10 protein-coding genes and 1 pseudogene are annotated in these 15,021 nt (G+C 73.6%); 5 read left to right on the top strand and 6 right to left on the bottom strand.

The annotated features are described in order from the left end of the window. Positions 1-4: 4 nt before the first annotated feature. Positions 5-325, bottom strand: a complete 321-nt coding sequence (gene fdxA / locus C8046_RS17010) for a ferredoxin (protein ID WP_109231013.1) — start codon at positions 323-325, stop codon at positions 5-7. A gap of 42 nt (positions 326-367) precedes the next feature. On the opposite strand from fdxA, the gene C8046_RS17005 reads away from it, so the two are divergent. Next, complete coding sequence (locus C8046_RS17005; RefSeq protein WP_109230470.1) at positions 368-598, top strand: hypothetical protein; 231 nt, start codon at positions 368-370, stop codon at positions 596-598. 33 nt (positions 599-631) lie between these two features. Here C8046_RS17005 and C8046_RS17000 read toward each other — a convergent pair whose 3' ends face one another. Beyond that, positions 632-2,428: a VanW family protein gene (locus C8046_RS17000; protein ID WP_158277255.1), complete on the bottom strand. Its 1,797-nt coding sequence runs from the start codon at positions 2,426-2,428 to the stop codon at positions 632-634. A gap of 171 nt (positions 2,429-2,599) precedes the next feature. Here C8046_RS17000 and C8046_RS16995 point away from each other — a divergent pair, with 171 nt between their 5' ends. From C8046_RS16995 to C8046_RS16980, 4 genes and pseudogenes are all read left to right on the top strand, one after another. Continuing rightward, positions 2,600-3,769 carry an ROK family transcriptional regulator gene (locus C8046_RS16995; RefSeq protein WP_158277254.1) on the top strand — a complete coding sequence of 390 codons (1,170 nt, stop codon included), beginning with the start codon at positions 2,600-2,602 and terminating at the stop codon, positions 3,767-3,769. A gap of 78 nt (positions 3,770-3,847) precedes the next feature. Then, a complete protein-coding gene (locus C8046_RS16990) occupies positions 3,848-6,082 on the top strand; it encodes an alpha-galactosidase (RefSeq protein ID WP_199224507.1) in 2,235 nt (744 codons plus the stop codon). Then, the gene (locus C8046_RS16985; protein ID WP_109230466.1) at positions 6,079-8,589 is read left to right on the top strand and encodes a glycoside hydrolase family 2 protein; all 2,511 of its coding nucleotides are present in this window, start codon (positions 6,079-6,081) and stop codon (positions 8,587-8,589) included. The genes C8046_RS16990 and C8046_RS16985 overlap by 4 nt, the downstream gene beginning before the upstream one ends. Before the next feature lie 24 nt (positions 8,590-8,613). Continuing rightward, positions 8,614-10,049, top strand: a pseudogene (locus tag C8046_RS16980) (GH1 family beta-glucosidase). An 80-nt stretch (positions 10,050-10,129) separates the two neighbouring features. Here C8046_RS16980 and C8046_RS16975 read toward each other — a convergent pair. From C8046_RS16975 to C8046_RS16960, 4 genes are all read right to left on the bottom strand, one after another. After that, positions 10,130-12,163: a beta-galactosidase gene (locus C8046_RS16975; protein WP_199224506.1), complete on the bottom strand. Its 2,034-nt coding sequence runs from the start codon at positions 12,161-12,163 to the stop codon at positions 10,130-10,132. 79 nt (positions 12,164-12,242) lie between these two features. Further along, positions 12,243-13,166: an aldo/keto reductase gene (locus C8046_RS16970; RefSeq protein WP_109230465.1), complete on the bottom strand. Its 924-nt coding sequence runs from the start codon at positions 13,164-13,166 to the stop codon at positions 12,243-12,245. Further along, positions 13,163-14,053, bottom strand: coding sequence for a carbohydrate ABC transporter permease (locus C8046_RS16965; protein ID WP_109230464.1), 891 nt, complete (start codon positions 14,051-14,053; stop codon positions 13,163-13,165). Before C8046_RS16965 ends, C8046_RS16970 begins: the two co-directional genes overlap by 4 nt. Then, entirely contained in the window at positions 14,050-14,976 is a 927-nt protein-coding gene (locus C8046_RS16960; protein WP_109230463.1) for a carbohydrate ABC transporter permease, read from the bottom strand. The genes C8046_RS16965 and C8046_RS16960 overlap by 4 nt, the downstream gene beginning before the upstream one ends. Between the last annotated feature and the right edge of the window lie 45 nt (positions 14,977-15,021).

Here is a 15,021-nt window from a genome sequence, read left to right as displayed (position 1 = left end):
GCCGCTACTCGGCCTGCGGCCCGAGAGCGGACACGAGCGGGTGGTCCTTGGCGATCAGGCCCATCTTCGCAGCGCCGCCGGGCGAGCCGACGTCGTCGAAGAACTCCGCGTTGGCGAGCGTGAACGCCGACCACTGGCCGGGCACGTCGTCCTCGTAGTAGATCGCCTCGACGGGGCAGACCGGCTCGCACGCGGCGCAGTCGACACACTCGTCGGGGTGGATGTAGAGCGAGCGCTCACCCTCGTAGATGCAGTCGACAGGGCACTCGTCGATGCAGGCCTTGTCCTTGACGTCGACGCAGGGCTGCGCGATCACATAGGTCACGAACACTCCTCCAGTACTGGCGAACCTCTAGTATCGCCTGCCATGACCGATGCCCACGATCCACGCCTGCAGATCGGGACACGGGTCGTCGTGCGGTACCGCATCCAGGACGCCGACCACTCCCTCACCGACGCGATCGGCGAGGTGCTCGACGTCGGTCCCGACGCCGTCGTGATCGCCACGAGGCGCGGCGACGTGCGGATCCCGACGGCGGACGTCGCCCTGGTCAAGCAGGTCCCGCCCGCACCGCCGCGCCGCGCGCCGCGGCGCTGACGCGACCGACGCTCCGAGCCGACGAGTGCGACCTCAGCCCTCGGCCGGCGGCGCCGGCTCCTCGGGGGCAGGCGCCGGCGGCGGCAGGGTGGACGGGTCGGGCCCGCAGACCACGCGGGGCCACGCGACGTACGTCGTGGTGTAGGTGTTCGAGAACTCGTCGTTCCTCGCCCCGTCGAGCGACACCGTGCGGGTCACGTCGATGGAGAAGCCCTCGCGTCCGCCCGACTCCGGCTGGCAGCTCGCCCGCGTGTTGTAGATCGTGCGCGAGGACGTGAACCCGTACTTGCCGCCCGACTCGATCGAGACGTCCCAGTGCTTCGTGCCCCACAGCTGCACGTGCGTGCGGCCGTCGGCGACCCAGGACTGGGCCAGCACGCCGTACGGCGTGTTGTTGCGCCACTGCATGTCGAGGCTCGGGTCGTCGACCGTCGCCTCGCGGCCCGCCGGGTAGCGGTCGAACCAGCGGCTGTGGGCCCGGTGGACCACGTCCTCCATGCCGGCCTCGAAGCCCGCGTTGAACATGGTCGTCGACATCTGGGACACGCCGCCCGCGGCGACGTCCACCACGACGCCGTCGGCGACGCCGTGCGAGAGGTTGTAGCCGTTGGCCAGCGAGAGCGGCCCGATGGTCTCCAGGAGCGAGAACGTCTCCCCCGGCTTGACCAGCGTGCCCGTGACCTTCGCCGCGGCGATCCGGAGGTTCTCCGTGCGGGGCGGGTCGTTGGGCATCGGGGTGGAGAACGTGGAGATGACCTCGACGATGCCGAGGGCCTCGGCGTCGGCGGTGCTGAACTCGGGCTCGGCCTCCACGAGCTCGACGGCGGCCGTGCGCTCCGTCGGCGACTGCGCCGCGGTGGTGACGACCGCGAGGAGCTGGGCCGGGTCGATCCCGGTGCCGTTCTCCCCCGGGACGATCGACGGCGCGCCGTCGACGAACGTGAACGAGGCGTCGACGGGGGCCGTGCCAGCCTCGGGGAGTGCCTCGGTGACGGCAGCGGCCAGCGCGTCCTGGTCGAGCTGCAGGGCGAACGCCCCGTCGGCGCCCGAGACCGTCGCCATGCCCGTCAGGGTGGCCGGCTCGAGGGCCGCGCTCTGCTCGCCGGCCGTGACCGTGACCGGGCCGGACAGCAGCGGGTCGACGATGCTCGTCATCGCGGCGTCCAGCGCCGCCTGGTCGAGCGTCGGGGTCACCACCGTCACGGGGAGCTCGATCGGTCCCTGCGCCGAGAGCCAGCTCTCGGTGAGGACGTCGACGGCGGCCGGCACGTCGAGCGCCGCGCCGTCGACCGGGTCCCCGACGACGGCGGCGCCGTCGGCGAAGGCGATGGTCGCGTCCACCGGGGAGACGTCGACGAAGGACTGGGCCTCGGCGAGGGAGGTCTCCAGGGCCTCGGAGTCCACGGCGGTGACCGCGGGGACGTCCAGGCTGCCGAAGAACCGGGTGACGAGGTCGCCGGGGCTCCAGGTGCGGCCCGTCGCGGCCGCCACGCTCGCCTCGGGGTCGAAGGTCAGGCCGGCGGTCGCGGGGTCGAGGCTCGCCTCGACCTCGCCCACGACGATCGGGATGGGCTCGCCGGTGCGGGAGCCGAGCTCGTCCTCGAGCGTCGCGACCGCGTCGTCGCGATGCAGCCCGCTGACGTCGACGCCGGCGACGGTGGCCTCGCGCGGCAGCGTGTCGGCCGTCGCGACCACGGCGGCGACGTACGCGCCGGCCAGGACGACGATCCCGATCCCGACACCGATGCCGACGTTGCGGCCACGACGCGAGGGCTTCTCGCCCTCGAGCTCGTCGAGCGGAGAGCCGCCGACCTCAGCGGTGTCAGTCACGCGTGGTTCTCCTGTCGGACAAGCGGTGGGATCGGCCAATACTACGGTCGACGAGGCCGCGGCGCGCGCCCGGGCGGGGCAGCGTTCGTGGTGATCTCGCGCACGCCCGGGGAAGGTCGTGCACGCCCCGGGCAGGGCCGGGACAGCGGCGGTCGGCGGTACCGTGTGGCCGTGCCAGCCGGTCTGAAGGACGAACTCGACTCCCTGCCCCGCGCCGCCCGGGCGATCCTGCGGCGCATCCTCGTCCACGGGCCCCAGTCGCGGACCGAGCTCGCCCAGACCTTCGAGCTGACGCTCGCGAGCCTGACCCGTCTCACGAAGCCCCTGCTCGACCACGGGGTGCTCGCCGAGGGGTCCGCCCAGCGCACGCCGGGCAAGGGTCGACCGCGCCTCCCGCTGGACGTGCTCGCCTCCGAGCACCTCGTCGTCGGGGTGAAGCTCACGGGCGAGGATCTCTACGCGGCGCTCACCGACCTGCGCGGCGACGTGCTCACGCAGCGTCACGTGCCGCTGACCTCCACGCGCCCGGACACCGTCGTCGAGGCGATCGCCGCGGTGGTGGCCGACCTGGGCGCCCCGGCCGACCGGCTGCGCGGGCTCGGGGTCTCGCTCGGCGGCCGCACCCGCGACCGCTCGGACGTCGTCCGCGCCCCGTTCCTGGGCTGGAACGACCTGCCGCTCGCCTCGCTGCTGCGTCAGGCCACCGGCCTCCCCTCGGTCGTCGACAACGACGTGGTGGCCCTGACCGAGTCGCTGCACTGGTTCGGGCCCGCCCGGGGGCACGACACGTTCGCCGTGATCACGATCGGGGCAGGCATCGGCTACGCGCTCGTGGTCCACGACGCGATCGTCCGCGGTGCGGGGGCGGACCTGTCCGGGATCGGCAACCACGTGCTGGATCCGCACGGTCCCGCGCAGCCGGGTTCACCGGACGGGACGGCGTCCGCCTACCTCTCCTCCGAGGCGATCCGGCGCGCGGGCTCGGCCGCGGCCGGCAGCGACCTCACCTACGAGGAGGTGATGCGGCGCGCCGAGGCGGGCGAGACCGCGTGCCTCGGGGTGGTCCGGGCCGCGGCCTTCCAGCTGGGTCGCCTCGTCGCAGCCGTCGCGGACATCGCGCTGACCGAGCTGATCATCCTGTCGGGCGAGGGCATCGGCCTGGCCTCGCTGGCGCCGGACGAGGTGGAGCGCGGCATCGCCGCCAGCCGGGTGCCGCACGCGCCGCCCGTCGTCACGGAGATCCATCCGATGGGCTTCGAGGCCTGGGCGCGCGGGGCCGCCGTGCTCGCCGTGCAGGACTTCGTCACGAGCGCCGCCGACCGCGAGACCGCCCCCCGCTGACCGCCCCGGGCCCGGCCCCTCCGGCTTGACCTATTTACTTTTGCTTGCAAAAGTAAGCCGGACACCGGGAGGTCTTCCATGCCTGCAGCACCGATGAACGACGCCGTTCACCTGCGGTCCGACGGGGTCAGTCTCGTCCTGGACACCACGGGGCCCCGGCTGCCACGCATCGCCTACTGGGGCGCCGACCTCGGGGAGCTCGACCCGTCCGACGTGCGGGCCGTCGTCGAGGCCGGTCGGCCTCCCACGGTCCTCAACCTCATGGACGAGGAGGTGCCGGTCGGCGTGCTGCCGGAGGCCGCCGTCGGGTGGGTCGGGACCCCCGGCCTGTCCGGCCATCGCGGCGGTCGCGGCTTCTCCCCCCTGTTCGACCTCGTCGCCGTGGACGTGCCGGACGGCGACGACGCCACGGCCGGCGCGCTGCGGATCCTCGGCCGCGACAGCGCGCTCGAGGTGGACCTGGAGCTGCGGATCGCCCTGCTGCCCGGATCGGGGCTCGTACGGCTGAGCGCCACGCTGACCAACACCGGCACGAGCGAGTACGTGCTCGAACGCCTCCAGCTCTCCCTCCCGATCCCCGCCGAGGCCGCCGAGCTGCTCGACCTCACCGGCCGCTGGACGCGGGAGCGGGCCCCGCAGCGGCACGCCTTCACCCTGGGCACGCACCTGCGGGAGGGCCGCCGCGGCCGCACCGGCACCGACGCGACGCTCCTGCTGGTGGCGGGCGAGTCCGGCTTCGGGTTCCGCTCGGGCGAGGCCTGGGCGGTGCACACGGCGTGGAGCGGCAACCACGTGCACGCCGCCGAGCGGTTGCCCACCGGGGTCTCGCTCCTCAGCGGCGGTGAGCTGCTCCTCCCGGGCGAGGGGGTCCTGGCCCCGGGCGAGAGCTACACCACCCCCGACGTCTACGGCTCCCACGGTCACGGCCTCGACGCGATCTCCGCGCGCTTCCACCGCCACCTCCGCGCCCGTCCCGGGCACCCGCGCACGAGACGGCCGGTCGTCGTCAACACCTGGGAGGCCGTGTACTTCCAGCACGACGTCGACAAGCTGACCCGGCTCGCGGACGCGGCGGCGCGGGTCGGGGCGGAGCGGTTCGTCCTCGACGACGGCTGGTTCCGCGGGCGCCGGCACGACGCCGTCGGGCTGGGCGACTGGGACGTCGACCCCGACGTGTGGCCGGACGGCCTCCACCCGCTGGTCGACCACGTGCGCGGTCTCGGCCTGGAGTTCGGGCTGTGGGTCGAGCCGGAGATGATCAGCCCGGGCTCGGCGCTCGCGCTGGCGCACCCCGACTGGGTGATGTCGACCGGGGACCGCCTGCCGCCGCTCTCGCGCGGCCAGCAGGTGCTCGACCTGGCCAACCCGGCCGCGTTCGAGCACATCGCCGGCCGGCTCGACGCCCTCGTGACCGAGTACCGGGTGGACTACCTCAAGTGGGACCACAACCGCGATCTCGTCGACGGCGGCCACCCCACCACCGGCCGCGCGGGCGTCCACGACCAGACCCTCGCCGTCTACCGCCTGCTCGACGGGCTCCGGCGGCGGCACCCCGGGCTCGAGATCGAGTCGTGCTCGTCCGGCGGTGGCCGCGTCGACCTGGGGGTGCTGGAACGCACCGACCGGGTGTGGGCCAGCGACTGCCTGGACCCGCTCGAACGTCAGCAGATCCAGCGCTGGACGGGACTGCTCGTCCCGCCCGAGCTGGTCGGGGCGCACGTGGGCGGCGCCCGGGCGCACACCACGGGACGAGTCCAGGACCTGCCGTTCCGGGCGATCACCGCGCTGTTCGGCCACCTCGGCATCGAGTGGGACCTGGACGCGGCGCTCGACGCCGATCCCGCGGCCGTCGAGGAGCTCACCCGCTGGGTCGCCCTGCACAAGCGGCACCGGGACCTCCTGCACTCCGGGGTGGTGGTCCGGTCCGACCATCCCGACCCCGCCACCTGGGTGCACGGCGTCGTCTCCCCCGACGGCGCGGAGGCGCTGTACGCCGTCGTCGCGATGGCGACGTCGATCGTCTCGCCCCCGGGACGCCTGCGGCTGCCGGGTCTGCGCCCCGACCGGCGCTACCGGGTGGAGGCGGTGTGGCCCGACGGCGTGCCCGAACCCCGCCGGATCCTGCCGTCGTGGTGGGCCGCGGGCATCGAGCTGACCGGCGCCGTCCTGGCGACGGCCGGCGTCCAGGTCCCGCAGCAGAAGCCCGAGCAGGCGTGCCTCCTCCACGTGACCGAGGTCACCGCCGGCACCGCCCGCACCACCGAGATCACCGGGGTCACCGACGACCCCCGCCGAGCGAGGGAGCACCCGTGACGAGCACCGACCTGCACGACGGCTGGACCCTGCGGCTGGAGCGGGGCGAGGCGCCCGCCACCATCGCGGGGCGGGACGTCCCGGCCACGGTCCCCGGCACCGTCCACACGGACCTGCTGGACGCCGACCTCATCGACGACCCCTACCTCGACGCGAACGAGACCTCGCTGCGCTGGGCCTGGGACGTGGACTGGCGCTACCGCCGGTCGCTCACGCTGGAGCCGGCCGCGCCGGACGAGCGGGTCGACCTCGTGTGCGAGGGACTCGACACCGTCGCGGCCCTCGACCTCGGCGACCGGCGGCTCGGCAGCACGGCCAACATGCACCGCTCCTACCGGTTCGACCTCCGCCCGGAGGCCGACGGCGTCGCCCGCGACCTCACGGTGACCTTCGCCTCCGCGACGCGGTACGCCGAGGAGCTCAGCGACCGGATCGGCGCCCGTCCCGGGGCCAACTCCGCCACCACCGCCCCGTTCCCGTTCGTGAGGAAGATGGCGTGCTCGTTCGGCTGGGACTGGGGGCCGGACCTGCGCACCGCCGGCATCTGGCGACCGGTGCGGCTCCACCGCTGGCGCGTGGCCCGGCTGGCCGAGGTCCGGCCCCTGGTGGACCTCCGGCCCGACGGCACCGGCACCGCCGAGGTGCACGTCCGCGTCGAGCGCTCGGGCCTGGGCACCGCCGGTCCGCTGCACCTGGCCGCCGCCGTCGCCGGCGTCGAGGTCACCGCCACGCTGGCGGCCGGGGCGGAGTCCGCTGTCCTGACGCTCGAGGTTCCCGACGTGGCCCCGTGGTGGCCCGTGGGGTACGGCGCGCCGTCGCTGCACGCCTTCTCCCTCACGCTGTCGGACGGCGACGGGGACGCGGCCGAGCTCGACCGCGTCGACCGACGCCTCGGGTTCCGTCGCGTCGAGCTCGACACGAGCGCCGACGAGCACGGGTCGGGGTTCGTCCTCGCCGTCAACGGACGTCCCGTCCTGGTCAAGGGCGCGAACTGGATCCCCGACGACCACCTCCTGACCCGCCTCACGCGGGAGCGGGTGGCCCGGCGCCAGGACCAGGCGCTGGCGGCGAACGTCAACCTCCTGCGCGTGTGGGGCGGCGGCGTCTACGAGAGCCGGGACTTCTACGAGTCCGCCGACGAGCGCGGCCTCCTGGTCTGGCAGGACTTCCTCCTCGCCTGCGGCGCCTACGCCGAGGACGACCCGATCCGCTCGGAGATCGCGGCGGAGGCGCGCGAGAACATCGCCAGGCTCTCGCCGCACCCCTCCCTCGTGATCTGGAACGGCGGCAACGAGAACCTGTGGGGCCACGAGGACTGGGGCTGGAAGGAGAAGCTGGGCGGCCTGACCTGGGGCGAGCACTACGCCCGGGTGCTCCTGCCCGCTCTCGTGGCCGAGCTCGACCCCACGCGTCCGTACAGCGACAACAGCCCCAGCACCCCGCACCGGGCCCCCGAGCAGATCCACCCGAACGACCCCGACCACGGCACCCACCACCAGTGGGAGGTGTGGAACCGGGTGGACTACCGCGCCTACCGCGCCGACGTCCCCCGGTTCTGCTCCGAGTTCGGCTTCCAGGGACCTCCCACCTCCCGCACCATCGCCGATCACGTCCACGCGGCCGACGGCGGGCCGCTGGCGGACGCGCCCGACCCCAGGAACGACCCCGTGTGGCTCGTGCACCAGAAGGCCCAGGACGGCAACGGCAAGCTCGACCGCGGGATGGCACCACACCTCGGGGTTCCCACGGACTGGGAGGACTGGCTGTGGGCAGGGGCTCTGAACCAGGCCAGGGCGCTGCGCCACGCGATCGACCACTACCGCTCCTGGTGGCCCCGCACGGCGGGCGCCATCCTCTGGCAGCTCAACGACTGCTGGCCGGTGACGTCCTGGTCGCTGATCGACTCGCTCGAGCGTCCGAAGCCGGCCTGGTACGCCGTCCGGCGGTCCTTCGCCCCGCGCCTGCTCACGTTCGTCGAGCGGGACGGGGCGCTCGCCGTCGCCCTCGCGGGCGACTCCGACTCCGTGTGGCGCACCGAGCTCGCGCTGAGGCGCGAGTCGCTCGCGGGCGACGTCGTCGCGAGCGCCACGGTCGGCGTCGAGGTCGCGCCGCGCAGCGTGACGGTCGTGCCGGTGCCCGCCGACGTGGCCGCCCTCACCGACACCTCCCGCGAGGTCGTGACCGCCTCGGCCGACGGCCTCGTGGAGGTGCACGCCGCCGTGGAGGACGTCGACCTCGCGCTCGACCCCGCCGCGCTGAGCGCGAGCGTCACGGCGACCGACGACGGGTACGAGGTCCACCTGCGCGCCGCGTCCCTCGTCAGGGACGTCACGCTGCTGGCCGATCGCGTCCTGCGGGACGCGGTGGTCGACGACGCCCTCCTCACGCTGCCGGCGGGTGCGACCGCGACCCTGCGGGTGCGCACGTCGGAGTCGATCGATCCCGAGGACCTGCTGCGTCGCGACGTCCTGCGCAGCGCGAACGACCTGCGCCGTCCGCTCCCCTGACCGCCACCCACCACGGAGGAACCGATGACCACGACCCCCACGCCCCGCGAGCAGACGCCGTTCCCGGCGGACTTCGTGTGGGGCAGCGCGACCGCCGCCTACCAGATCGAGGGGCGGTGGCCGAGGACGGCCGCACGCCCTGCATCTGGGACACCTTCGCCGCCACCCCCGGGAAGACCCGCAACGGCGACAGCGGCGCGGTCGCCGCCGACCACTACCACCGCGTCCCGGAGGACGTGGCGCTGATGCGCTCCCTCAACCTGGACGCCTACCGGTTCTCCGTCGCGTGGCCGCGGGTGCAGCCCACCCCGGGGAGCACCCCGAACCGCGCCGGGCTGGACTTCTACGACCGCCTCGTGGACGAGGTGCTCGGCGCGGGGATCACCCCGGTCCTGACCCTCTACCACTGGGACCTGCCGCAGTGGGTGCAGGACCGGGGCGGCTGGCCGGAGCGCGACACCGCGCACCGGTTCGCCGAGTACGCCGGGTGGGTGGCCGACGCCCTCGGCGACCGGGTCACGCGCTGGACGACCCTGAACGAGCCCTACTGCAGCGCCTACCTCGGGCACGCCTCCGGGGTGCACGCCCCCGGCATCACCGACGGCGCCCAGGCGCTCGCCGCGGTGCACCACCTCAACCTCGGCCACGGCCTGGCCGGCCGGCAGGTGCGCGAGCGGGCCGCCACCGACGTCGACCTGTCTGTCGTGCTCAACCTGCACGTCGTCCGCGCCGCGTCGGACGACCCGGCCGACCTCGCCGCCAGGAGGCGGGCCGAGAACCTGGCCAACGAGGCGTTCCTGGGGCCGATGCTGGACGGCGCCTACCCCGAGTCCCTGCTCGCCGAGACGGCGGGCGTCAGCGACTTCTCGTTCGTGCAGGACGGCGACCTGGCCACGATCGGGGTGCCGCTGGACTCGCTCGGGATCAACTACTACAACACCTCCCTGGTACGCGACGGCGTTCCTCCCGTCGGCGACGGCCGGCCCGGTGCCGACGGGCACCAGACGTCGCCGCACAGCGCCTGGGTGGGCTCCGACCGGCTGGAGTTCCTCGCGCAGCCCGGCCCGTCCACGAGCATGGGCTGGAACATCGACCCCGACGGGCTGGTGGAGCTCCTCACCGGGGTCGCGCGGCGGTATCCCGGTCTGCCGCTCTACGTGACCGAGAACGGCGCCGCGTTCGAGGACGTCGTGAGCCCGGACGGCGCGATCCACGACGAGGCGCGCACGGCGTACGTGCGCGACCACATCGACGCCGTGGCGCGTGCCCGGGCGCAGGGCGCGGACGTGCGCGGGTACTTCCTGTGGTCGCTGATGGACAACTTCGAGTGGGCGTACGGCTACGACCGCCGGTTCGGGATCGTCCGCGTGGACTACTCCACGCTGGAGCGGACCGTGAAGGACTCGGGCGCCTGGTACCGGGACTTCATCGCGCAGCAGCGTCGAGCGCACCAGGCCTGAGAGCCCCGACGAGGAGGAGGGGTGGGCCGCGGCCCACCCCTCCTCCTCGTCCCCGTCGTCGCCGCGGGCGGTGCTCGCCGTCAGCGAGCCGCGACGATCGCGGGCAGCGGCCCGCCCCTGGAGAGCCGGAGCACGGCGAACCCGCCCGGCTCGATCGTCAGGCCCGCCTCGGCGGACCCACCCGAGATCACGTCGGTCCCCGCCCCCTGCACGGTGACCGGCTCGTGCTCCCCGTGGTGCAGCAGGAACAGGTGGTCCGTCTCGCGCCCGCGGCGCAGCACCGCCTCCACCCCGGCCTCGGCGGCACCGGCCAGCGTCGCCGTCGCCCCGACGTCGGCCGCGCGCGCGGCGAGGAACGCGTCCCACGCCTCCTGCTCCAGCTCGGTGGAGACGTAGTACGCGTGCCCGGCACCGACGTCGTGCCGGGTGATCGCCGCGCCGCCCGCGACCGGGCCCTGCGTGTAGCGCGCCAGCACCGCGGCGCCGCTCGGGGCGACCACCTCGGTCCAGCTGCGCGCGGTCGAGCCGTCGTCGAGCACGCTGGTCTCCTGCGGCCCGAGCACGTGGATCTCCTCGACCCGCACGCCCAGCAGGTCGCGCAGCAGACCGGGGTAGCCCCCGGTCACGACGCGCAGGTGCTCGTCCGCGACGCCGCTGAGGAAGGTGACCACCAGGTCCCCGCCGCCCGCGACGAAGTCGTGCAGCCAGGAGGCGGAGGACGCCTCGAGGACGTACGCGCACGGGAGGACCAGCAGCCGGTAGCGGCTCAGGTCCGCGCCCGGCGCCACGAAGTCCACCGGCACCCCCGCCCGGTAGAAGGACCGGTGGGCGGCCCGCACCCGGTCGGAGTACGTGATCGCGTCGTTGGGCTTGTGCGGCGTCTCCATCCCCCACCAGCAGGCGGCGTCCCACAGGATCGCGACGTCGGCCGCGACGACGGGTCCCTCCTCGGGCGGCGCCGTCACGTCCGCCAGCTCCTCGAGGATCCCGCCCAGCTGCTCCACGGCCCGGAACGCGCGCGAGTCCCCGCCCGCGTGCGGCACGAGCGCCGAGTGCCACTGCTCCGACCCGCCGGCGCTGCCGCGCCACTGGAAGAACAGGGAGCTCTGCGAGCCCCGGGCGATGTAGCCGAGGGAGTTCCGGATCATCCGCTCGGGAGCCTTGGTGTACGTCCGGTCCCCCATCCTGACGCCCGTGGCGCTCTGCTCCATCAGCAGCCAGGGGCCCTGCGCCCACGACCGGGTCAGGTCCGAGCCGTAGGCGACGTGCGCCTCGCCGTCGGGTCCCGTCGTGTCGACGTAGTGGTCGATCGAGACGGCGTCCTGCTCGCTCGCCCACGACCACTGGTCCAGGTGGTTCCACGTCGGCAGCATGAAGTTGGTCGTGACGGGAGCGGTCGAGCCGGCTGCGCGGATCTCCTCCCGCTGCTCGACGAACGCGTCGAGCATCTCCTGCGAGCTGAAGCGCCGGAAGTCCAGGGCGTGCGCCGGGTTGTGCAGGTACTGCGTGACCCGGGGCGGGAGGATCTCCTCCCAGGAGGAGTACCGCTGCGACCAGAACGCGGTGGTCCACGCCTCGTTCAGAGCGGCGAGGTCGCCGTAGCGTCCCCGCAGCCAGCGGCGGAACGCGGCAGCGGCGTGCGGTCCGAGGTCGAGCGTCCCGTACTCGTTGTGGACGTGCCAGCCGCGGAGCCGCGGGTGGTCGCCGTAGCGCTCCGCCAGGAGCCGGGCGATCCGGCGGGCGGCGTCCCGGTAGGCGGGGGCGCTGATCGCGTACGTGTCGCGGGACCCGTGGCTCAGCTGCACGCCGTCGGCCCGCACGGGGAGCGCGTCGGGGTGGGCCAGGGAGAACCACGGCGGCGGCGACGCCGTCGGGGTGGAGAGGAAGAACCCGATGCCCGCGTCGTCGAGCAGGGTGATGACGTCGTCGAGCCACTCGGGGGTGAAGCGGCCCTCCTCGGGCTCGAGCGCCGACCACGAGAACACCCCGAGCGTCACGGTGTTGACCCGGGCTCGCCGCATCAGCTCGATGTCCTCCAGCCAGACGTCGCGGGTCCACTGCTCGGGGTTGTAGTCGCCGCCGAACAGGAGTCGGTCGGGGGTGGGCATGGGCATGGGTGGTGCTCCCGTCGTGTCGGGCGAGGGGGTGGTGGGCACGGTCGTGTCGGGCGAGGGGTCGGGCGCCGGCGCCGCGTCAGCGGTGCTGGGGCCCGATCTGGGTGGTCGGGACGACCGCCTCGACCTCGTCCCAGACGCCTGCCGGCACGGTGACGCGGGCCAGCCGGGCGATCTCGGCGATCCTGCCGGGGTCGGTCGAGCCGACGATGGTGACGTCGACGCGCGGATCGGCGAGGCTGAACGCGAGCGCCAGCGCCGCGATCGGGACGCCGGCCTCGCGGGCGATCCGGCGCAGCGCGAGGACGGCGTCGGCGACCGCGGGATCCGGCTCCCGGTACTGGTAGGTGCCGACGGGTCCGTCGTCGCGAGCCAGCGCGCCGCTGCCGAACGGTGCGGCGTTGAACGTGGCCAGGCCGCGCTCGGCGCACAGGTCGAGCAGCGTCGCGGCCGAGCGGTCCACGAGGGTGAACCGGTTGTGGGTGACGACGGCCTCGAACGCCCCGGTGCGCACGAAGCGCTCCAGCAGCGAGACCGGTCCGCCGGCGACGCCGAGGTGTCCGATGACACCCTCGTCCCGCAGGGCCACGAGCGCCTCGACCGGCCCGCCGGGCGCCATCGCGTCGGCGAAGGAGATCCGTTCGGGGTCGTGCAGGTGCACGAGCGGGAGGTGGTCGCGCCCCAGCCGGGTCAACGACTCCTCCACCGAGGCCCTGACCCTCGTCCCCGAGAAGTCCGCCGACCCCGGCAGCGGGTCGACCTTGGTGAAGACCTGGATGTCGGACCCGGGCCCGAGCTCGGCCAGCGCGGCCCCGACGTACTCCTCCGAGCGGCCGTAGTTGTTGCTGCTGTCCCAGTCGTGGATCCCCGCCTCGGCCGCGGCGAGCAGGGCGGCCCTGGCCTGCGCGGGTTCCCTGCCCCCGATCGCCGACGTGCCGAGCGCGAGCGGCGCGCTCGTCAGCCCCGTGGCGCCGAGCCGGATGCTGCGGGAGGACGCGGTCATCCCTTCAGCCCCCCGCTCACCAGGTCGAGCCGCCAGTACCGCTGCAGCACCAGCATCATCACGATCAGCGGGATGATGCTCACCGCCGAGCCGATGATCGCGAGGCTGTAGAGCGACGGCGTCCCCGACCCCTTGGACAGCAGCGTGTACAGGCCCACCGTCAGCGGGTAGCGGCTCTCGTCCGAGAGCATGATGAACGGCAGCAGGAAGTTGTTCCAGATGCCGACGAACTGCAGCAGGAACACGGTCACCATGCCGGGCACCATCATCGGCAGCACGATCGCACCGAAGATGCGGCCCTCGCCTGCGCCGTCGATCCGCGCGGCCTCGAGCGTGTCGGTGGGGACCGCGCTGCTGGCGAAGACCCGGGCGAGGAAGATCCCGAACGGCGAGATGATCGACGGCAGCAGCACCGACCAGTGGCTGCCGGCGAGACCCATCATCGACATCAGCAGGTACTGCGGGATCGCCAGCGTGATGCCGGGCAGCAGCACGCCGGCGAGGATCGCGTAGAACCAGACCTGACGCCCCGGGAAGTCGAACTTCGCCAGCGCGTAGCCCGCCATCGTCGAGACGAGGGTCGCGAGCGCCGCCCCGACACCCGCGTAGAGCAGGCTGTTGGCGGCCCACCCGGCGAACAGACCGCCGCCGTAGCTGAACAGGTCGTTGATGTTGTCCATCAGCCCGCTGCCCGGCAGGAACGTCAGGGTGGTGAAGAGCTCGGAGTTGCTCTTGGTGGAGGCGATGATCACCCAGACGACCGGGACCAGGCAGTAGATCGCGCCGCCCAGCAGCACCAGGGTGGCCACCACGGAGCGCTTGTGGCGGCGGCGCGGGGCGATGGAGGAGGTCGGCCGCACGGGCCGGGGCGTGGTGAGCGTGGTCATCGGTCTCCTCCGAAGGAGCTGCCCCGGGTGGCGCGGAGCAGGAGGACGGACAGCACCAGGGTGCCGATGGCGAGCACCACCGACGACGCGGCGGCGAGCGACAGGTCGTCACGGGTGAAGGCGTCGCGGTAGATCTTCATGAGCGGCACCCAGGTCTGGGAGATCGCGTTCGTCATCGGCCGCAGCGTCGTCGGCTCGCCGTAGACCTGCAACGTGCCGATCAGGGCGAAGAGCCCCGTCAGCACCAGGGCGGGTGAGACCAGCGGGATCTTGATCCGCCTGGCGATCGTGGACTCGTTCGCGCCGTCGATGCGGGCGGCCTCGAGCACCTCCCCGGGGATGCCCCGCAGGGAGGTGTAGATGATGATCATGTTGAACCCGACCCCGCCCCAGATCGCGATGTTCGCGATCGCCGGGAACAGCGCCCCGCCCTGGAGCATCAGCACGTCCGGCAGGCCGAGTCGTTCGGTGAACCAGTTCAGCGGGCTCGTCGAGGGCAGGTACAGGAAGCCCCACAGCAGCGAGGCGATGACACCGGGGACCGCGTAGGGGATGAAGATCGCGACGCGCGAGAACCGGGCCGCCCGCACGCGCGGCAGGTCCAGCAGCAGGGCGAAGAGCAGCGCGAGCCCGAGCGTGAGCGGGATCGCGATGAGGCCGTAGAGCGCGAGGCGGCCGAAGCCCGCGAAGAACTCCGGATCCGTGAACGTGCGGACGTAGTTGTCGAGGCCGACCCACGTCTCCTCCCTCGTGCCGAACGGGCCGCTGCCCGTCACCTTCAGGCCGCGCAGGCTCAGGTAGACCGCGTAGACGATCGGGATGGCCAGGAAGGCGATGAAGAGCACGCCTGCCGGCAGCAGGAAGAGGTAGGGCGCCACCCAGCGTCGGCGTGAGCGCCGCACCGGGATCGAGGTGCTGGTCATGAGGTTCGTCCTTCCGTCGGCCGGCGCCCGCGAGGGCGCCGGCCG

Origin of the sequence: Serinibacter arcticus (assembly GCF_003121705.1) — a bacterium.
Classification (GTDB): domain Bacteria; phylum Actinomycetota; class Actinomycetes; order Actinomycetales; family Beutenbergiaceae; genus Litorihabitans.
Note: the sequence above shows the minus strand (reverse complement) of the source record. Positions and strands in the feature narration are given on the sequence as shown.